General features: G+C 62.3%; 24 protein-coding genes and 1 pseudogene. 4 read left to right on the top strand and 21 right to left on the bottom strand.

The genetic code is table 11. The features are described 5' to 3' along the window. Nucleotides 1-14 precede the first annotated feature (14 nt). From G4D79_RS33550 to G4D79_RS33495, 12 genes and pseudogenes are all read right to left on the bottom strand, one after another. Nucleotides 15-713 (bottom strand): TetR/AcrR family transcriptional regulator, encoded by a 699-nt coding sequence (locus G4D79_RS33550; RefSeq protein ID WP_214514988.1) that lies wholly within the window; start codon nucleotides 711-713, stop codon nucleotides 15-17. Nucleotides 714-756: 43 nt separating this feature from the next. Next, a complete protein-coding gene (locus G4D79_RS33545) occupies nucleotides 757-1326 on the bottom strand; it encodes a 3'-5' exonuclease (RefSeq protein ID WP_214514987.1) in 570 nt (189 codons plus the stop codon). Between the two features lie 96 nt (nucleotides 1327-1422). Then, complete coding sequence (locus G4D79_RS33540; protein ID WP_214514986.1) at nucleotides 1423-1773, bottom strand: hypothetical protein; 351 nt, start codon at nucleotides 1771-1773, stop codon at nucleotides 1423-1425. An 86-nt stretch (nucleotides 1774-1859) separates the two neighbouring features. Continuing rightward, the gene (locus G4D79_RS33535) at nucleotides 1860-2096 is read right to left on the bottom strand and encodes a hypothetical protein (RefSeq protein ID WP_225989386.1); all 237 of its coding nucleotides are present in this window, start codon (nucleotides 2094-2096) and stop codon (nucleotides 1860-1862) included. Nucleotides 2097-2267: 171 nt separating this feature from the next. Beyond that, entirely contained in the window at nucleotides 2268-2609 is a 342-nt protein-coding gene (locus G4D79_RS33530) for a hypothetical protein (protein ID WP_214514985.1), read from the bottom strand. Between the two features lie 9 nt (nucleotides 2610-2618). After that, a complete protein-coding gene (locus G4D79_RS33525; protein WP_214514984.1) occupies nucleotides 2619-3323 on the bottom strand; it encodes a hypothetical protein in 705 nt (234 codons plus the stop codon). Between the two features lie 188 nt (nucleotides 3324-3511). Next, the gene (locus G4D79_RS33520) at nucleotides 3512-3859 is read right to left on the bottom strand and encodes a hypothetical protein (protein ID WP_209923559.1); all 348 of its coding nucleotides are present in this window, start codon (nucleotides 3857-3859) and stop codon (nucleotides 3512-3514) included. A gap of 29 nt (nucleotides 3860-3888) precedes the next feature. Continuing rightward, on the bottom strand, nucleotides 3889-5187 hold the full coding sequence (locus G4D79_RS33515) for an AAA family ATPase (protein ID WP_214514983.1): 1299 nt from the start codon (nucleotides 5185-5187) through the stop codon (nucleotides 3889-3891). A gap of 70 nt (nucleotides 5188-5257) precedes the next feature. Continuing rightward, entirely contained in the window at nucleotides 5258-6445 is a 1188-nt protein-coding gene (locus G4D79_RS33510; RefSeq protein ID WP_214514982.1) for a hypothetical protein, read from the bottom strand. After that, nucleotides 6442-6636: a hypothetical protein gene (locus G4D79_RS33505; protein ID WP_308252632.1), complete on the bottom strand. Its 195-nt coding sequence runs from the start codon at nucleotides 6634-6636 to the stop codon at nucleotides 6442-6444. The genes G4D79_RS33510 and G4D79_RS33505 overlap by 4 nt, the downstream gene beginning before the upstream one ends. Further along, nucleotides 6633-7871: a VWA-like domain-containing protein gene (locus G4D79_RS33500; RefSeq protein WP_214514980.1), complete on the bottom strand. Its 1239-nt coding sequence runs from the start codon at nucleotides 7869-7871 to the stop codon at nucleotides 6633-6635. Before G4D79_RS33500 ends, G4D79_RS33505 begins: the two co-directional genes overlap by 4 nt. After that, nucleotides 7868-8967 (bottom strand): annotated as a pseudogene (locus G4D79_RS33495) (ATP-binding protein). The gene G4D79_RS33500 and the pseudogene G4D79_RS33495 overlap by 4 nt, the downstream one beginning before the upstream one ends. 254 nt (nucleotides 8968-9221) lie before the next feature. Here G4D79_RS33495 and G4D79_RS33490 point away from each other — a divergent pair. From G4D79_RS33490 to G4D79_RS33480, 3 genes are all read left to right on the top strand, one after another. Then, nucleotides 9222-9398: a hypothetical protein gene (locus G4D79_RS33490; RefSeq protein WP_214514979.1), complete on the top strand. Its 177-nt coding sequence runs from the start codon at nucleotides 9222-9224 to the stop codon at nucleotides 9396-9398. Between the two features lie 89 nt (nucleotides 9399-9487). Further along, nucleotides 9488-10192 (top strand): hypothetical protein, encoded by a 705-nt coding sequence (locus G4D79_RS33485; RefSeq protein ID WP_214514978.1) that lies wholly within the window; start codon nucleotides 9488-9490, stop codon nucleotides 10190-10192. Next, a complete protein-coding gene (locus G4D79_RS33480; protein ID WP_250888153.1) occupies nucleotides 10179-10973 on the top strand; it encodes a hypothetical protein in 795 nt (264 codons plus the stop codon). The genes G4D79_RS33485 and G4D79_RS33480 overlap by 14 nt, the downstream gene beginning before the upstream one ends. A gap of 44 nt (nucleotides 10974-11017) precedes the next feature. Here the strand turns inward: G4D79_RS33480 and G4D79_RS33475 are convergent, their stop codons facing one another. From G4D79_RS33475 to G4D79_RS33455, 5 genes are all read right to left on the bottom strand, one after another. After that, a complete protein-coding gene (locus tag G4D79_RS33475; protein ID WP_214514977.1) occupies nucleotides 11018-11737 on the bottom strand; it encodes a hypothetical protein in 720 nt (239 codons plus the stop codon). Further along, a complete protein-coding gene (locus G4D79_RS33470) occupies nucleotides 11737-12429 on the bottom strand; it encodes a hypothetical protein (RefSeq protein WP_374223461.1) in 693 nt (230 codons plus the stop codon). Before G4D79_RS33470 ends, G4D79_RS33475 begins: the two co-directional genes overlap by 1 nt. Nucleotides 12430-12595: 166 nt before the next feature. Further along, nucleotides 12596-13033, bottom strand: a complete 438-nt coding sequence (locus G4D79_RS33465) for a hypothetical protein (protein WP_214514976.1) — start codon at nucleotides 13031-13033, stop codon at nucleotides 12596-12598. Continuing rightward, on the bottom strand, nucleotides 13033-13704 hold the full coding sequence (locus G4D79_RS33460) for a hypothetical protein (protein WP_214514975.1): 672 nt from the start codon (nucleotides 13702-13704) through the stop codon (nucleotides 13033-13035). The genes G4D79_RS33465 and G4D79_RS33460 overlap by 1 nt, the downstream gene beginning before the upstream one ends. A 97-nt stretch (nucleotides 13705-13801) precedes the next feature. Further along, complete coding sequence (locus tag G4D79_RS33455) at nucleotides 13802-14860, bottom strand: MinD/ParA family protein (protein WP_223304552.1); 1059 nt, start codon at nucleotides 14858-14860, stop codon at nucleotides 13802-13804. A 916-nt stretch (nucleotides 14861-15776) separates the two neighbouring features. Here G4D79_RS33455 and G4D79_RS33450 point away from each other — a divergent pair. After that, nucleotides 15777-16631, top strand: a complete 855-nt coding sequence (locus G4D79_RS33450) for a phosphoadenosine phosphosulfate reductase family protein (RefSeq protein ID WP_214514974.1) — start codon at nucleotides 15777-15779, stop codon at nucleotides 16629-16631. A 688-nt stretch (nucleotides 16632-17319) separates the two neighbouring features. Here G4D79_RS33450 and G4D79_RS33445 read toward each other — a convergent pair. Genes G4D79_RS33445 through G4D79_RS33430 form a run of 4 tightly spaced genes read right to left on the bottom strand, consistent with a single transcriptional unit; the run spans nucleotide 17320 to nucleotide 19203 of the window. Beyond that, nucleotides 17320-17493, bottom strand: a complete 174-nt coding sequence (locus G4D79_RS33445) for a hypothetical protein (protein WP_155419214.1) — start codon at nucleotides 17491-17493, stop codon at nucleotides 17320-17322. A 13-nt stretch (nucleotides 17494-17506) separates the two neighbouring features. Then, complete coding sequence (locus G4D79_RS33440; protein ID WP_214514973.1) at nucleotides 17507-18400, bottom strand: hypothetical protein; 894 nt, start codon at nucleotides 18398-18400, stop codon at nucleotides 17507-17509. Between the two features lie 32 nt (nucleotides 18401-18432). After that, nucleotides 18433-18756, bottom strand: coding sequence for a hypothetical protein (locus G4D79_RS33435; RefSeq protein WP_052959937.1), 324 nt, complete (start codon nucleotides 18754-18756; stop codon nucleotides 18433-18435). 36 nt (nucleotides 18757-18792) lie between these two features. Next, nucleotides 18793-19203, bottom strand: a complete 411-nt coding sequence (locus G4D79_RS33430; RefSeq protein WP_214514972.1) for a hypothetical protein — start codon at nucleotides 19201-19203, stop codon at nucleotides 18793-18795.

The following is a 19203-nucleotide window of genomic DNA, read 5'->3' as shown; positions in this document are numbered from 1 at the left end:
GAGCGAAGTTCCCCTTAACTGGTGGCGGTCAGTGCACGCTGAGGATCTTCTGCAGACAAGACCCCGATGAGCCAGCCGGTAAGCATGTCGTCGATCGCAACAGTGATGCTCGGTGACGTGTTCATCAACGGGGGAGCGGTGACCGTCCCAAGGAACGTCGTACAACTTGCTTCTGAAAAACGTTGCGCGGCATCGTTGTCATGCAGCTCCCCCCGGTCGATCGCTGTAGCGACCAGCGCCTCAACCATGTCGACCCATTCCCGATATGCGCCTCCAGATCCGGTGATCCCCTGCTCGACGCTCAGCTTCAGTCCTGCTCGGAGTCGAAGATCCTCGCTTACAGCTTCGGCATGCTCACGGAAGAGCATCACGATTTGTGCGAGGGCGGAAGTTTCGGTCGAGTTCACCTCGTGGCGAAGGTCGTCGACGAAGGTCCGCCATTGATCAATCAACGCTTGGGCGATTGCTTCTTTCGATTCGAAATGAAAGTACAACGCGCCCTTCGACAGTCCGCTGCTGTCGAGCATCTCGTTGATGCCGGCGCCCGCGTAGCCATTCGCATCGAACATCTCCGCTGAGACGAGCAGGATCCTCTCCCGGGTTGCGATGGCTCGCGGTTGTTGTCGATAGCGGCGGGGGCTGGGTGAGTGAGTTGGCGGGGAAGTGAGGATGTCGCTCATCGCTGCAAAGTCCTTGTCTGGAGTTGGGCGCATTGCTCGTCACCTGATCGACGCTGTGCCTCTGTGGACAGGTGTTCTAGGTGAGATGAAGTGTCCGGTCGGCTAGCACAATCCCGTGGCGGGCGATCTCGCGCAGAATCTGGTGCGTCGCTGTGACGTCGGAGTGGGCACGGTGTCCGCCTGCGAGTTTGAGGTGATCGGTGATGCCCAGAGTCTGCGAGCGGCGCGCCATCACACACTGCCATTGTTCGGCGATACCCAGGTGGTCTGGGTTGAGGCCGTATCTGTGGCATTCAGCGATGATACGGCCTTGGTCGAAGGGTGCGTTGTACGCGAGTGTGATGCGAGACGCTGTTATCTCTGCGATGTCGGGGAAAATTTCCGGCCACATCGGTGCGCCGAGGAGATCGCGGGCTTCGATGCCGTGGACCCGGGCAGCCTCGGGGGCGATAGCGATCCCGCCTGGGTCTATCAGGCTGTCGAACAGTGTGTTGCCTGTGGCGGCGTCGATGATCGCAAGTTCGATGATTGCGCCGTCCAGATCTGTTGTTTCGCAGTCGAGGATGCAGGCAATGCCCGGTTCGAGCATCTGCTGTGCCCACGCCTGGGTCGAACCCGCGCCGCCACTGTTCGCCAGTTTCAGCATCCTCGTCTCCTCACATCAATCCTGTTGCCTGACAGATAGTCCCCTGCCTGGCCTTACGGCTCACCATCAGTGTGCAATCGGCTGGGGCCGGAGAAGCTAGAGAGCGCCGGCAGACACGGCGGAGAATGCGCCGGTCAGCCATCCACTGCGCATGGCGTAGAGAGCGCCGAGGAGAAACGCGATTCCGATTGCGACGGGCACCGATCGTCCGAGAAATTCTTCGTTGCTGGCGCTGTTTCGCAAGTCCGATTCGACGCGCAGAGCCACGAGAACGGCGGCAAACAACGCTGCGGATATCCACCAGTCCCCGGTCTTGAATCCAAGCGCCATCGCGGCGGCCAGTCCGACTGCTGCGATCGCAGTACCGAAGTAAGCGTTCGACCGCCGCTGCGCCTGGTCCACTGCAGGTGCTCGTTGCATCTCGTGGGTGTCGTTGTTGTTCGTCATGTCTTCCCCAATAGAGTTTTCGGTTGCGGAGTACTCCGCCTGATTTGTGTGCATTGTTGCAAGGCTCACCGACACGCTGGCACAGGTCAGTGCGGCTTTAGAACGCTGACGACATTGTCGATGCGGTACGAGATCGACGCCCGTGTGCCGGTGTAGCCGGCAATGCCGACGTGCACGGTGGTCTCGTTGATCCGTTCTACGACTTCAACGGTGTAGTCGTAGAATTCGCCGTTGCAGAACGGCTCTGCCCAGTCCGCGTTGCGCTCGCGGACGATGTCGCCCGGCTTCAGATCGAGGATGGCGGTGGTGGTGGTTTCGGACACGGTAGGTCTCCTATTTCAGTGACATGACGAAGTGTGAGGGGCGAGTCGAGTAAGTGGCGTGCGAACGATAGCGAGCACTGGTCACGTCTCCACACTGTGAATAACGTCGCGGCAAAGGAATTCACACCCGCCCTTCTTTCACCACTCGTAGCGGCTCTGTAGCTCAGTCATCTATTCCAGTGACGGGTCGGGCACTGCGAGAACCATTTCGACCCAGCTCGGTACATCCGTCCACGATCCGGTATCACTGATGCCGACGATGGCGACTGCGCCGGCCATGTAGTCACCCTCGACCAAATCTGGACCCAATGCTCGATATATCTCGTTGGCAACGGTGTTCGGATTCAGCGCCTTGAACTTCGCCCAGGGATCCACGAGGAATCGCGCATCTGACGTGAACGGGATCTCGTCGATGTCTTCGCTGACCGCCACGTGCAGCGCCTCGGTGGCGCCGTCTGCCAGGTCGAGAGCCTGTATCTGCCCATTTGAGTGAATGACATAAGCCTTCATCATGTTCCCCATTCACTTGCTCGGGTAGGGGGTGGGCTGACGGTCATCCCGGTGCACCGCACCGATGTGCCGGCGCCACGGTCCGGTCAATCGGTCGTAGTGGCTGAGATCGAAACCATGAACTCCAATCAGATCCCGAACCACCAGACCTCGTGACGCATCGGCAGCCGCAATCCGGCTCACCCCGTGCCCCAATCGGCACGCCACATTGAACGCGGCCAGGAACTGATTTCGGCGTCCAGATTCGACGGCAACCGAACTCGCCGCGTCGATCGCCGCCGGCCACGCGAATCCAGCCCACCAGCCAGCATCGACGGCCTCCAGCGAATCGACCATCCGATCTTCACTGAAGTCTCCGGCCACAGCCAGCGAAACCATCTCCGCCCACTGCGGCCCGAACAATTCCGCCAGCGCCGCAGAGTCCGTGCGAACAGCCGACAACACGGCGGCCCGCTCGGAATTTGTTTCCGCTGGGCTGTCTTCGAAGAGGTCGTCGCGGACACCACCGCGCACCTGCCACCGATACAGCTCCTTGACAAGCAGATACTGCCATCGGGACTCAGCGCAGCGCTCGAGTGCCGCTCCCACCGTCACACCGCCTCCCTCCATATCGGCACTCCACCCACTGGCAAGCAGATAGGCCGCAGCGCGGGCCGGCAGAACACCCAACGCCACCCCCGCATCCACACCGGACTCAGACAAGACAAATCGGGTCACGAAAAACACCCCTTCCGGGGATAGACATCAGCGTGATGGTCAGTCACGCCCTGATAGGACAAGCACCAACAGACTATCCACAACACCCGACATCCACCAGGCCAAAGACGCCAAATGCCACTGACTCTCACAGTGCCGGGGACCTGGCGATCGAACGTCCGTGGACTGTCCAACCGTCAGTGCCCCGATTACTCGGTGCCGTACAACTCGGCGGTGTAATGCCCCTCCCCATTGCGTGTGGCTTCATCCCAATCGACGCCCAACGCGTCGGCAAGGTGGTGCGCATCGGAGAGGAAGTCCGCGAACACGGTGGGCAATTCTTCGGTGCCGGTGCCGCAGCGGCGGGCGTACGCGATCATTCCGTCTGCTGCCCGCACAGCGCGGACGCCGTTGTCGTGGATCTGCGACTCTGGGTCTTGCTCGTAGCGGAAGTCATCGCGCATGCTGCCGCCCGCTGTCGATGCCGCGACTGCGTCGAATGTGTCTATTCCTTCCCAAACGCGTGCACGGTATTCGATCTTCGTTGTTTCGGACATTTGTTGTGTCCCTTTCTTTTTCGAGTGGTCTACACAGCGGGGGTGCTGTGCAGCGCGGCCAACAGGCCGGTCTGGGTGTCGAGCGCGGGCGACGGCGCACCGTGTGCGAGAACGCTCGCGCTCGTGTCGTCGATGACGACGGACATGTGGGCGCGGTGACGCGAGAGCATCACACAGGCGCGGCCCGCATCGAGGTTGAAGGGTTCGGCGGTCCGGTATCCCGCCAATGGGTGCAGCACCACGACGGCAGGACGCTCGAGGCCTTGCAATGAGTTGGCGGTGCCGACCAGTACGTCGGGGTGCTCGCTCAGTAGGGCACGGATTGCCGCAGCCTGAGTCACGTGCGGGACCACCACGGCCACGTCGGCGGCCGTCATTGACCGCTGGCCTGTGGCGGTGACCAGATCCGCTGCCAGTAGTTCCCGCACCCGCGCAGCGCATGCGGTCACCAGGGCCGGATCAGACGGGCCTCCGCAGGCTGTGATCGGGCGGTGTACCAATTCGGGCCACACAGCGCCGCTCGAATCTGTGAGGTGTTCCGGGGGCCGCTTCGAGGTGAACGGCAGATCGGGGTAGAACACTGGCGCAATCAGCGCTGTCGTGTCGGGTCCGAGTCGCCAGGTGTGCGCCAACCGCACCATCCCCACCGCATCGCCGTGCGCAGCCAACAGTGCAATCGGGGCGGGTAGATCGGGTGCGGTTTCGCCTCCCTCCCAACGAGATACATCGCCGGTCACCACCGGGTCGATCTGTCCAGGATCGCCCACGCACACCACCTGTTTCGCCATGGCTCCCAGCGCTCCCAGATCGGCGTAGGTGCATTGCCACGACTCGTCCACGATCAACACGTCCGCGCCGACTCGGTCCGGGTCCGAGAACAACCATCGCGCCGTCGTGCCGATCAGAATTCCCCCGACGTCGCCCTGCCAGCGCACTTTCTGCCCCGACACCACCGGCGTGTCGCCGCTGTCCGGTGCCGGCGGCGTCGCTTTCCACATCAATGCGGCGCGGTCGGTGAGTGTTCCCAATCGGCGTGCAATCTCCACCGCCTGTTCGCGGGTCTGCGCCGCGATCCCCACCCGCAGATCCGCCCGGTGCGCCAATGCCGCAGCCAGTAATGCAACCAATCGGGTCTTGCCTGCGCCGGGAGGGGACGGCACCACCACCGCAGGATCACCCGACCACACCGAGAACAGCACACGCGCTGTGATCGGGTCGGCCATGATCTCCGACCCCGGCCACCCCGTCAGTGAGGGAGCAGGCGGGCGCGGCGGTGACGGGACCGGCCCGGAGTGGGCAGCGATATCCGACGGGACAGTAATGCGCATGACGAATCAATCCTTTCCTGGAAAAGCTCTCTGAACTGGCTATTTACATACTTTGTGCCCAGTGCCGGCGTTATTCCTCTGCGCCCGCGATGAGCACGTCCAACGGCACTTCACGCCGGGAAGGGACGGGCGTCTGCCCCGTCGAAAGCCAGGACCGCCGACCTCGGTAGAGCCGCCAGTACCGGCCCCGCCCAGCGCGCATCGCGAAAGGTGACGCCGCTTGCGGCATCAACACCACCGACGCCCCACTCGGCGGCGCATACATCCCCACCGAACCGAGTCCGAGCACCAACTTCCCGCCGACAACCTCGGCCTTAGTGACCTCGACGTTGAACTGCTCGAACGGACGCCGTCGCGGTGTACCGACCCACCCGGTGACAGCAGATCCGACCCGCAGACGCGAATCCAGACGCTCACACGTCACCGACAACGACCCGTTGCGGCGACGTGAACCTTTCGGTGGCGGCGTCATCGATGCCACACCCACCGCGACGTGACCGGTGTGCAATGCGCGCTCGCGCCACATCGGATCATCGAGCAAACCCGATGACATCACATCTGCTGCATCACAACGACTTCGCAGACCCATCGCGGCGCTGGCCGTGTTGTCGGGACGTGACCAGTCGTGGCCGTCCACCAGTGCGGACTGCGCCCGAGAAAACGAATACGCGTCGTCTTCGCCGATCGCAGCGAGCAGCGGCAGCAACGGGCCACTGCCGATCGCCCGCGCCCATTCGTGCATCCCGGCGACACTCTCGTCCGCGATCTGCAACCACGTCCGCCACACCCGCGCCGACCGCTGCGCTTCCGGCACCACGCCGAGCACGTAGCGGGCACTGGACGCGGCCGGAAGATTCACCACCGCCGACGTGCCGGGATGATCCGCCCGATCCGCCCACCACCCCACCATCGCGGCACTACCGGAGATGTTCGGGTCACTGTGGTGAGCGTGCGCCCGCGCCAACCCCACCAGCGCCGGAATCGTGCCGCCGTCGTCGGTGAGCAACATCGCCGGGGCATCCGCCGCCAGCGTGCCGCCCAACCGTGCCAGCAACGCCAACCCGGCCTCATCGCACGCGGTTTCCGCGCGTCCACCGAACGCCGCAGCGGACACGCTCACGCTGCCGCCGCGTGCGCTCGCACGCACCGCCAGCGCCGACGCTGACGGGATGAACGTGGTGTGTGCGAGCCGAGCAACGGGGCGCCCTGTGTCGGCAGCATAGAGACGCTGAGCCAGATCGAACCATTCCACGCTCACGACACGTCCTCCATCTGTTCGCACGCCAGGACCACCGGATTCGCGGCACACTCCCACCCCGCACGCAAGGCCCGCGCCGCCGCATCCTCGCTGGTACCGGCGACCACGCTCGCCACCTGATCCGGCGCGTGAGAAGTCCCGGTCAACACCTGCTGCGCGTACCGCAACAGATCACCGCTCACCGAGTTCACAACGCACCGACCGGGATCTGCACACTCGACGCCCATTCCGGGGTTCGTGCCAGTGCGCCGTCGTTGCCGATCACCGCGCACACCAGATGCGCCCGCGACGGCCGATCCGGCCACGGCGTATCCCCGTCCGTCAACACGATCACCACGTGCGGGGCAGGGCGGGCCGCGTTCGCCGCGTCGATCCCGACGCGCATATCCGTACCGCCGCCGCCCACCAACACCACATCGGCCACCGACCGCACTGCCTGCGCAGACGTCGATTTCGCATCGCACGAGAGAATCCGTACCCGCTCCCGCGCCACACCGCCCGCCCGCAGCACACCCGCAACCTCACCCATCGCCGCCGACAGATCCGCCGCCGACATGGACCCCGACGTGTCGATCACAATCGACACCGTGATCGACGGACCCCGCATCGCCGGGGCCACGATCCCCGGCACGCTGCGCCGCGACGGACGCGCATAGCTGTAGTTCGTCCTCCCCGACTGATCCGCCAGCGCTCGCCGGATCACCGCACGCAACACCCGATCCCACGGCACGGTCGGCGGCGCGAGAACCTCACCCGCCCAGCGCGCCAACCCTGCCGGTGCGCTCCCGCGCCCCTTCCCTTGCGCCGCCTGCACCGCCCGCGCCACATGACGGCGAACCAGATCCGCTTCCGCGCCGTCCAACCCGTCCGCGACCTCCCCCGCTGCCGCACCCAACTCCCCCGGCACCGGCGCGCACCCCGCACCGGACCCGCATCCCACATCATTCTCGTCTGGAAACTGTTGTCCCGTAGCCGGATCGATCAGGTGCGTGTAATAGTCCTCTGCGATTCCGCCGTCCTCGCACCCGAACGATTTCGGAGTGATCACCCCGTCCGGTAACCCGACGCCCGCCGCCAGCAAGTCGTCGTTGATTTCCGCGTCCGCCGCGTAATTCCACGCCACGTGCTGCACCGGCTTCGGCAAGGACCGACCCCGCACACCGTGCGCCCGCAGCAAGTGCCCGACCTCGTGCAACAACACCGCACCCGCCACCGGCACCGGCCACGCACCCGCCCCCACCAACAACGCCGGATCGAGATAAAGCCGCCACTGCGCATCCACCGCGAACGTGCCCAACCCCGGTGCAGCAACAGGCTGCGCCGCGAACAACGCCCGCATGAAATACGGCATCTGCTCGGCAGAAACCAGCCGTGCCAGGCGAAACGCCCGCAACTCATCCGGCGCGAGCACCCGAACCCCGCTCATGCTGCCGCCTCCATCAGACCCGCAGCGGTCAACATCGGCGCGAACCGACGAGCAGACGCCGGAACAGTCGCCTTCGCCGGTCGCGCCTTCGCCAACGTGCGCGCCGCCGCGCCCGCCACATCCGGTGCGCCCGCCTCCGCAGCCGCGATCAGCGGACCCCACGCACTGCGCCAGGCCTCCACCGTGCCGCGCCCCACCGCCCACGCCGTGACACCGGACAGCACCGCCCACACCAGATCAGGACGCGACTGCCAATCGAATGCCGAATCGGGATTCTCCACCACCGCAACCGGATCGGGCAGATCTGCGCTACGTCGCCACTCCAAGAACTCCACGCCCGCGCCCTCACCGATCAACCCGAACACCGTCGTGTTGATCGCCGCGTTGTCGTCCTCCCGCAAATGCGGCAACACCGCCGCCAACATCGACCACGTACGACGCGACGGCCAAGCGCCACCGGTCTTCGCCGCCGACGACGGAAACGCATCCAACGCATCAGGATTGCGCTGCAAAAGCCGGTGATCGAACTGCGCACCAACGCAACCCGTTGCTCATCGGTGGCCACCGCACGCGAGGCAGGCGGCGCACCCCACCCCGTCGACATACCGTCCAACCACTCATCGACAGACGGCGTGAACTCCACATGGCAGAACCGATTCGCCAACGGCGCTTCCAACTCGTACCCACCAGCAGCGCAATCCGGAGGATTCGCCCCCGCAATCACCCGAGTCCCCCTCGGCAACTGCACATCACCGACAGTCAAATCCAACGCCACCGCCAACATCGCCGCCTGCACAGCAGGCGGACTCGTTGTCAACTCATCCAAAAACAGATACCCACCACCACCGGCAACCAATTCCTTCGCCCACGCCGGAGCCTCCAACGTCACACCCTTCTCCCGCACCACCGGCAACCCCGCGAAATCCGACGGCTCACGCAACGACCCCAACACCGTCTTGCACAACACCCCATCCGCCGCAGCCAACCCACGAACCAAACTCGACTTGCCCATACCCGGACCCGAAATCAACAACGACGGCACACCCGCCCGCCCATTCGCATCCAACACAGTCACAGCAGTAGCCAGATCAGCCATCAGAACACTCCAAAAAAATCGGCACGATGGTCAGTCGCGCACTCAACAGGACACCTCGAATTATACGGCCTGAACTGCGGAAATGACGGATTCTGTGGCTCGAAATGGCCCTGCCCCTCGCCGTGCCGGGGGCGCGGCGAGGGAAGGCCGACCAGCCGGCCGGCCCTCTCCCCCGTGTGACCAGATCGTGTCGTACACACCTGAGATAGTGCGGAGTTGCGAAACAACGCAGAATACGAGAAAGAGATTCACACATGCAGGTCGGCGATCATGTCCGGATCCACACCACCGGTACGTCGGTGTTCTCCATCGTCGAGATCGATGAAGCCTCGGGAAAGGCCATCGTCGAATCCGTCACAGACGCACCGGGAAAGTACCCCTGGCCGACTGACTTGACCAACCTCGTCGCCGCTGGGAATCCGCAGGGCTGATAGAAAATGTGGCTCGATCACACCTCAAATAATTGGTCGATTTAGTGCTGTTATTGCCTTATATGGTCTCGAATGCGACCATATAAGGCATGGATGAGATGACGGTGCATGATGCTGCAGCTGCACTCTCGGTGACCGAACGGCAGGTCACCAGACTCGCTCGCGCCGGTTCCATCACCATCGCCCGCGAGGTGGGCAATTCTCTCCTGCTCAACAGTGCATCCGTCCACCGGATGGCCCAGAGCTCTCGCCGGCCGGGACGCCCGTGGAATCCTGAGGTTTCCTGGGCAGCCCTGGCCTTGCTGTCCCACTGCACAGTCGACTGGATCGCTTCTCCGACACAGATCACCCGACTCAAACATCGTTTACGCCGGTCGTCCGCGGCAGAAGTGGCTTACCTCGCCAGAAACCGCGCCACCACACACCACATGGAGACCTGGGCGGAGGGCGACGTAGATGTCTTGATCAGGGGCGGCTACCTCGCCGCCACCGGTATCAGCGCGATCATCCACGTACCGGAAACAGCGGCGCGATTCGGACTGTCCTCCGCGAGAAACGACAAAGCCGACGGGTACATCGTCGACGACGACTTTGACGACGTCGTAGAACAATTCGGAATGCTCTCCCAAAACGGAGATGTCACCCTCCGGGTCGTTTCCGCCCTGAACCCATTCTTCCGTACATCAACGCTTCCGATCGCGGCCGTCGCCGTCGATCTGATGGAATCCCTCGACACCCGCCAGCGCAGCGCCGGCACACGCGTACTCCAGGAGCTACTCGATGACTTCCGTTGAACGTCCCGAGTGGACTATTCAGGCGCCTGCCGGCGGGTGGGCTACACCGTGGCCGCAAGCCGCGGAACTGGCCAACGCGATCCCGTCCGACCAATGGACACTGATCGGGGGGCTGATGGTGCAGCTGCACGCAGCGAAAGCAGGAGTGCCACTCAACAGACCCACGCTTGATGTCGACATCGTGCTGCACATAGAAACCGGCGCAGCCGTATTCAACGAAGTCAAGAAACAACTCGAGGATCTCGGCTACGAACTCCGCTGGTCGCTCCAGGACGACGACCCCATCCACCGGTTTACACGTGGAGGAGAAAAGACGCCCGAGATAGTCGATGTGATGGTCGCCGACCATCTACCACCGAAGCATGTCCCGAAGCTGAAAGGGCACCCGGTCTTCCAGGTCCCAGGTGCCACATCTGCATTGCGGAAAACCGTGAACTGCACGATCGAAATTGACGGGGTACCAACCCGTTTGAGCCTGCCGACCGTTCTGGGGGCTCTGATCCTCAAGGGGGCAGCTTTCATCAGTGACCGCAAAGACACGCAACGCCATCTCGATGACGCTGCAATCCTCGCCAGTGCGATTGGCAATCCGATCGTCGAACGTGATGTGACGATGACGGAAAACGACCCCCGCAGACTCGAGAAACTCGCTGAGGCACTCGAAAACCCACAACACCGTTCGTGGCAACTCGTCCCGGAAGGGCGTCGAGATCGCGCGTACAGGGCGCTGATGACTATCGCTACCAGGCCCGAGAACCCCAGTTCAGGTACCGCGCAATAGCCGAGCGCCACGACAGAACTTAGCTCCAAGATCGTCTTCGCTACTCACACAGTGAGCGAGAACGGCAGGTTGAGCGTGTGCCGGCGGAAACCATGCATGTACGGCGGCCGCAGACCGGTGGGTCCTCGGCCACCGGTTGCCACCGTGGTTCCGTGCAGGCATCCATCCGGAGTTGGCCGACCGAGGCTGCCATCAATATGGAGATGGCCCGCCGACCAGGCAGAGGACTCGTCGAGCGGCGTCACTTCCCACCGCAGAACTCGACCTTCGCCCTGACTACGTTTCTTTCCGATCGCGGCAATGCCTTGCAGGATCGCCATGATCCGGTCATCGTCTCCCACGCATTGCCATGTCACGGCGTCGGTGCTCGTGACCAACAACGGCATGCTCCGCGACCGGTACGGGCCTTGCCTTTCCGAAACGACGCCCGGGAGATCTGCCACGAGGTCTCCGAGCGCCGCATGATCGGGGCGCCCCGTCCAGTAGCGCACCACTGGATGATCGACAGGTTTCTCGGGATACGCACAAGTAGCTGCCCAGTGCCACAGGTCTCCGCCCGACAGTTCGCATCGAGCCAAGGGCAAATCGAGGTCTTCAGGGTCGACGTCCGCTGACAGCGCAGCTACGTCTTCGCCTCGATCGCGCTTGCCCACCTTCTGGTCCGCCCATATCTCTGCGGCGAGCAGTCCGTCGAGGCTCACTCCCCACGGTGCGGCGTGCGCGATTCCGTGGGCGAGTCTCGCTTTCACCAGTAGCGGCCTCATCACCAGTTCGCCAGAACTTCCAGCGCGTCGTCTCGGACACTGCGCAGATGTTCGCGCCAATCCACCGCAGACGCTGTGGTGCCGGCTGTCGTCGATCGCGTGGATTCGACGCGAACCATCCCGTGGCCGATCGACAATCGCCCACCGAGTCGTCCTGCTGCTGTGAATTCGGCGAGGACGTCCGTGAAGAAGGCGATCTGCAGATCGGTGGCTCGGGTGAGGCGGATCCAGGATTCAAAGGTGGTTCCCGCAGGTAAGGTCTCGACTTCGTAGCGCATCAGATGGGAGCCGGTCGTCGAGTTCTCCGCGTCGGACTCTGCCGCGGCGGTTGATGGGAAGTCTGCGGTGTCCGAGTCGTCGAATCGGCTGTACCGCTCGATGCCCAGCAGCTCAAACTGGCTCAGTAACGGAAGCTTCGACGGTCTGGACATGATGTGTTCGGTCTCTTTGACCCGCGGTACGACTTTCCCGATCTGGGCGCGGCCCTTGATCATCGTGGAGCTGCTGTTACCTCCGAAGACGCCGATCAGGGGGATGAGATTTCGTGCATGCTCAAGTCTGCTTCCGGAGAGGGGTTCGCCCTTGGTTTTTCGTAGGGCTCCTCCGCTGCGGAGGGTGTGGGCCGCCGGCAGCGACAGTGTGCCCTCGTAGTCGAGCACATCGCGGAGGAGTTCCTCACCGATGCGTCGCAGTGTTCCGCGGAAGGAGTTGCCGGAGATGATCGGAACGAGTTCCCCGTCCCGTCGGGCTGGATTACTTCTTCACGGCGAAAGAGCGCTGTGGTTGTCGAGGTGCTGTCGTCTTTGTGCGAGATAGACGACAGTGCATAGATGTCCAGATCCCAATGCACGGTGCTGGTCATGGTGATGTTTCTCCTGCGTTGTCGCGCTGCCGCCGGGTGTGGGTTTGGGACTCTCGGTATGCCGTCGCAACGATCTGCGTTCGAAGCACCAGCGCCCGGGTCGATTCGCGCATGATTGCCAGCACTGGCTTCGGTGGTTCTCTCAGTAGTTGCGAGAGTTCGAGTCGCTGCGATGCGTTGGGCCTGGATTCGAGCTTCTCCGACACGATGCCCCACCATCGGTCGAGATCGGCGCCGCACCGGTAGGTGGCGAGCCGGACACGATCGGGGAGGTGGTGTTCCCAGTACACGGCTCGGCGGGATGCTACCCATCCGTTTTCCCAGTCGATTCCGTAGTGCAGCAACAGAAGTAGTCGTTCAGCGGTCGAGTGAGGCCCGGTCAGTGCGGGTAGTTCGGGAACGGAAGCAAGCCATGTGTCAGTGGAGGTTGCCATTACGATTCCTTCCTGTTCGAGGAGGAGGCGCGTAGGCCGAGTTCCCACCATGGGGGTGCCGTGCGCCATCGATCAAGTTCTGCCCAGTCTTCGAGGAGTCCCGTCCACCGCGCGGCTGGAAGTCGGCGCATCATCGCGAATTGCGGTGCGCTCGCTGCCAGCATCCGCTCTCCGAAGCCGTCCGTGCGTAGTCGTCGCATCGCAGCGAGAGTGCGTACATCGTGTTTGGTCCAGGACAACGAGATGTCGTCGACACTAATTTCGCCCCACCGCGCATGAGGGAGGAGGTGTTTGCGACGCATACCCACTGGCACGACGAGCGCGTGCGCCGAGGTTAGCGGTTTCTGCAGGCGCGCTCCGAGTTGTCTCGAAGTCAGCGTTTTCAGCGTGGGTGGGCACGCTCCCACCAATTGGATGTTCAGACGCAGTGCTGGGGTGCGGTAGACCCACGCGCAGACCTGGCACATCCCTTGCGCTGCGGGCGAGGACCATCCGTCGAAGGCAGTAAAGGTGCGTGAAACGACGGAGCTGACAGAGATATTGCCGGTGCTCTCTCGCCCGCAGCGGGCGCAGGGGCCACCGCAGCGGCGACCTTCGACAGGTGGGGGATCAACTGCCCTGTGTGCGGCGGTGCACACGTCTTCGATGCTCACAGCGTTCGCGTCGGTCATGCAAGCAAGCTATCTGCGGCACATGACATTACGGACACCGCACACATTACGGCAGTGGATGATCAACAGCTGTCGAGGCCGCCGGCATCGTTGTTCGTTATGCGGGTCCCTTGTTCACGAAATCGTCGGCGAGATCCGCCGCGAGTTCGAGGTACGCACGTTCGGTCTTCTTGCTCAGCAGCGGCAGGTCGATCGGGCCACCTTCTCCGAGGTGTTCGTCGAACGGAATGATGCGGACTGCCCGTACGCCTTGCTGACGGAAAACGTCTTCGAGCTGACTCAGGTCGAGAGAAGACGATCCCGGCCGTGTCGAATTGACCACCACCACTGCCTTTTCCACCAGACGTTGATGTCCTTGCTCGTTGAGCCACGCCAAGGTGGAGACAGCCGACCGTGCGCCGTCCTGGGCGGTGGGGCTGACAACAACTACTGCATCGGCCTCGTCGAGGATTCCCTTCATCGCCGAATGCATCATGCCGGTTCCGCAATCGGTGATGATGATGTTGTAGTGCACCTCCAACGTCTTGAGTGCGTCGAGATAGTCCTGCTCGTTGAAGGCTTCGGAGGTCGCCGGATCTGTTTCGTTGGCGAGGATCTCCAGGCGGCTGTCACCCTGAGAGGTGTAGTGCCTCACATCGCTGTAGGTGCGGATCTGATGATCCGCCAGCAGGTCTCGGACGGTGTACCGGTGCTCGCGATGTTCCCGATCGGCAAGGGTTCCGGCGTCCGGGTTGGCGTCGATCGCGATGACGCGATCGCCTCGCAGCGAGGCGAACGTCGATCCCACGGTTTTCGCTGCAGTGGTTTTTCCCACCCCTCCTTTGAGAGAAACGAAAGCGATTTTGTAGACACCTCGCGACGGCTGATTGATCCGCTTGACCAATTCGAGGTACTCGAGCTCTGCCTGCGACTGACCCGGGTTGACCTTGCCCCCTGTCAATTTGAACAGGAAGCGGCGGAAACCTTTCGCCGGCGGGCGCTTCGCACGACGAATGATGTCGAGGTCGTCGATAGTGCGCTTGGGCGGCGTAGAGGAACGGAAATCCGATGCAATTCCGGCGTTGACCTGGCGCGGTCGGCTGTTTTGCCATTGAGGCGGTGCACCGTTGTGGGGTTGTTGCTGCCCCTGCGGATTTTCTACTGGTACGGAACTCACTTGCCCTGCCGATGGAACGGACGGACGGGGGTCGATCTGTGCGTTTTCGGCTTGCTGATGCTGGGGGTAGGAAAGCGGGTTGAGGGGCTGTGGGACAGAAGTGCTGTCTCCCGGGGAACCGTACGACCCTCGACTGTCTGCGCCGGCGCCTTGCGCGGGAAAAGTTGTCGTAGGCAGATCCCATGCCGGAGTCGACACGGCAGGGGGCTTGGGCGCAGTCGGTGTGGCAGACGGCGCTGCTGGCTGCGCACTCGCCGGCGGGTTGGATGGCACCGCACCCCGAACATTTGTGCCCCGCGACGAACTCGGCTGGACCGGCTGCGAGTGTGCAACAGTCGCTTCCTGGTTCAACGTGGAGTCGACATAGCGAGTGCGCGGAGGGCTCATCGGGGCTGTCTCCTGCGTTTCCTGGACACCCCCGCCGTGACGAATTGGATCGTCCGCGGGCGGTTGCGTCTCCCCCTGGTTTGTCTCCGGAGGGGCGATCGGCTGCCAGCTATCGTTCGCCGCCGGGGATCCTGATTCGATGGCGTGCGAGGGACCTGAGGGCGCGGACGGCTGCACTTGAGGTGCGACGCGGACCTGAGGTCGCTCGTGCTGAGGTGATGCGTGACTGGTTGCGCGGTCGTCAGGGCGTACTTGATGATGACTGTCTGTGTCCGGCGCCTTCTCACCGTTATCTGCGCTGGCATCGAGCCACGGTGGCAATTCCGGATTGCGATTACCCTGTTCACTAGGCATGGTCCCCCACTTTCGTCGAAATTCGTTTTGGACGATTTCCGCGAACGTATCACCGAGTAGATACACGACGAACAGGTCAATACCTGCCGCGGGCTCTGAGATTCGTTCACAAATACACGTTCGCTCTGAGATGCATAGCGTCGATACAGTTGAAAGTCTCACGAAAGGACCCATGATGACCGCAACGCCGGATGGCCTGAATATGGCTGTTCTCAACAGCTTTCGTCCGGCGCGGCACGATCTGGCGTCAATACGGACAAGAATCGCTGCGCACCTGGAAGACAATGACGGCTATGTCGCATTCTCCGGCGGCAAGGATTCTCTCGTTGTGCTCCACCTCGCACTTTCGGTGGAGCCGAATGTTCCCGTCGTCTTCTTCGACTCGGGAGCGGAGTTTCCCGAGACGTACGAATTCGTGCAACAGATCGCGCAGGAATGGAAGTTGAACTTTCAGGTTTATGCGGCAGAGCCGTCGCTCCTGGAAATCCTCGCCAGCGACGGCGGTTGGCAGCACGGCAACCGTGCAGGTGACCACTCGCCGTCCGCTTCTTTGCAGGACGCGTTGATTGCGGAGCCTTCTCGGCGCGCGCACACCGACCACGGTCCAGGCGAGATGTGGGGTGTGCGCGCGGACGAATCGGCTAAAGGCACTGGTAGATGGTCTCTTTATTACAGCAATCTCGCGCTCGAAATTGAACGAAGTTGCCGATCATGTTGTGCCACCAAAGCCGAACAACGCCGGGCTCATGGAGGATCGATTGCGCGCGCGGACAAAACACGCGCGTACGGGCCGGTGTGGGATTGGACCCGCGACGATGTCTGGGGGTATATCGCTCGACGCGAACTTCCTGCCAACCCGATCTACGACAAAATGCGTGGCCTCGGCGTTTCAGAAGCAAATTTGCGGGTCAGTCATCTCGTGGACGGTCATTTCCTCGAACAAGGTCGGGCTACGTGGTTACGGCGCGGATGGCCGACGTTGTTCGAGGAAATCGCGGATGTCCTTCCTCGCATCCGCGAGTACGTCTAATTGCCTGCGCATGTGATCTATTCGCCGATCTGGAACGAGTTTTGGGCCACATCAGTGCATTGGAGATAGGACTCCGCATGGGATCGGCCGTCCACATACGGCCAGTTGCAGTGCCACCCGTCGATTGTTGCGAACCGCCCCTGACCTTCACTCGCCACCGACGCATCGTTGAGGTATCGCTCACTGACTGCCAATGCGGTCGCGCACTCGATGGACCCGGTTAGGACGATCACCGGCTGAACAGCGCCTGTCGCGTGGGGGATGACTGTCCCGCATGTGTCGCCGGCCGATGCGGCTACAGGCGATGAAATTTCGGGCTGAGCTGGTAACGCGATACCGGGCTGTGTCGGGGAAGGATCGAGGGTTCCGTCTGTGATCCCCGCTTGTCCTCGGGCAGACGTCGCACCAGCCTGACCCGGCGCTGCGGTAGAGGTTGACGAGCGGGATGCTTCGCTGGCGGTTCTTGCCGCTGACGACTCGCTCTCGGAGCCCGAATCAGTGCACCCTGCGACTGCAGCCACAATCATTGCTGCTATCGCGATGGTGCAGCGTCTGGTGGAATGTCGCTTCATCAGTACCTTCTCCGTTGCGCTTGATTACTTTGTACACGTGGACTTTTCACTTGCACTCTGACTGTCTCTGCAGTTAAGATCTGGGCACTGAGATTGCACAGTGAGAGTCGGAGGCATCACCTTTTAGGTGACCTCCGATTTTTCTTTTCGCCAACAACGTCATTGTTGTCGGCGTCCGCGGTCGACAGATCCTCCGAAGCCGATTCAACGATGTTGAACGTCGACTTGCCAGCCAAAATGTCGGGGTGCATAAATATTTCGGGGCGGCCTTGTGCGTCGGTGTAACCCATGATCAGCTTCTTTCTAAGTCGTGTCGGGCGTTGTGATCTCGCGTAGTTGCACGACGATTCGTTCGCCGGGCGGCAGACCGGGTCGTTCGTACGGCGCGTTGTGCACAGCGACTACTTCGACATGCATTCCTCGAGGAAGCACGTGCGAGGTGTTGTTCCCGCTGTCAGACTGGCCGAGGTACATGCCACGGCTCGTTTCGATCTCGAAGGCAACGTCGTTGGGGCCTCGATGAGCGTCCAGTTCGTGAAGCGTGTGTGTGCCGGCTGTGAAGCGGTCAAAAGAAATCACTGCCCCTGGTTGCAAATTCGATGGCCAATCATGCTGTCCGGCCACTGGATGAGGCATGGTGACTTCGGTGTAGACCAGATGGCCTCGCCCTGTTTTCGATTCCGCAGATTGGATCGCACGGTCGATTCGCTGGACCTCTTTTCGTTGTTTGTCGTCGAGCATGACCGCGTCGCCGTTAACTCTCGACAGGGCGGCGTTCGTCGACTCCCATGTCTTCGGGTCAGACACCAACCCGTGTAACGCGCGGTGTTGTGTCCCCGGCATCGCGTCGAGAACAGCACGTTTGGCCACCGAGCGCGCTTTGCGTTGTCTCGAACTCAAGTTCTTGCGGAGTTCGATCTCGCCAGGCAAGTTTCGGCGCAATCGTGCATCGGTGATCGGGGCGGTGCCCGGGCGAGGAAAAGCACGATTGAGATCCTTGGAAGCTCGGGTCAGACTCATACCTTCGGTTGCCGAGTCAAGGTTCCGAGCGGATGCTCTTTCCTTCTCTCGCTCCGCATATCGCTCCTCGGGAATGACAAGAGCTTGCTTTTTCGTCGCCACATTCGAGTTTCCGCCGTCGACGTCCACGACACCGGATACGCCGTCTGGGCTCGATCTGGTGTAACTGCGAGACATAAGGGGGGTCTACCTCCTCGAATGGGGTCCGATCACGCAGTTTTGCGGTGCGGAGTGGGGACTTGCGTTCCCAACGTCATCGCAGTGTCGAGGACATCGGAGATGTTCCGGCTGATTCTTCCGCACACCACACATTGGGCGGGGAGATGTTGAGTGAGCAATTCCACGAAATGGATGTGGCACACCAGGTGCGGACTCGGGGTCCATCCGGCGCAGCAGTCTCTCAATGTGAGAGCCCACTGCGCCGGCCGGACGTAAGTCACCTCGACGCCAGCTTGCTTTTCGAGCTCGCAGCTGGTGCAGGCAGGGAGGACACGTACAACCGAATCGATGTCGAGCGGCGAGTTGTGGTCCATCGTGAACTCCTCTGTTCTGCAAAGCTGGCAGGCGATTTAGTCGTTGTGATCGGTACCGCTGGGCTGTTCACCGGTGTGACTCGGCGGGGTGGCCGGCTGCGGTGTTTCGGCAGCGGCCGGCTTCTGCCGGCGCGGTTTCTTCTTCTTCGGCGCCGAATAGCCCATCTCTGTAAGTTCACGTGCGGTCCAGCCACCCGAAACGGCTGTGTCGTATGCGGTTTTGATCTTGTCTTCCGCATCTGCGTGTTCTGCGTCGAGCACGTCGAGTTCCTGGGCATGCTTGGCAAGAAGAACCTCGCGCTGATCAAGTATTTCCTGCGCAGAGGCCTGCGCCTCACCAATTGCGCCGACAAGCGATACCCGCGCCTGAAGCGCCTTGTGGGCCAGGGCCTCAGCACTCTTGCGTGCTGTGTCCACGGCCTTCTTGTTGGTCGGTGTGGGGCTCAT

The sequence above is a fragment of the Rhodococcus sp. WY5 genome, from assembly GCF_018588185.1.
Taxonomy (GTDB): Bacteria; Actinomycetota; Actinomycetes; order Mycobacteriales; family Mycobacteriaceae; genus Rhodococcus_F; species Rhodococcus_F qingshengii.
Note: the sequence above shows the minus strand (reverse complement) of the source record. Positions and strands in the feature narration are given on the sequence as shown.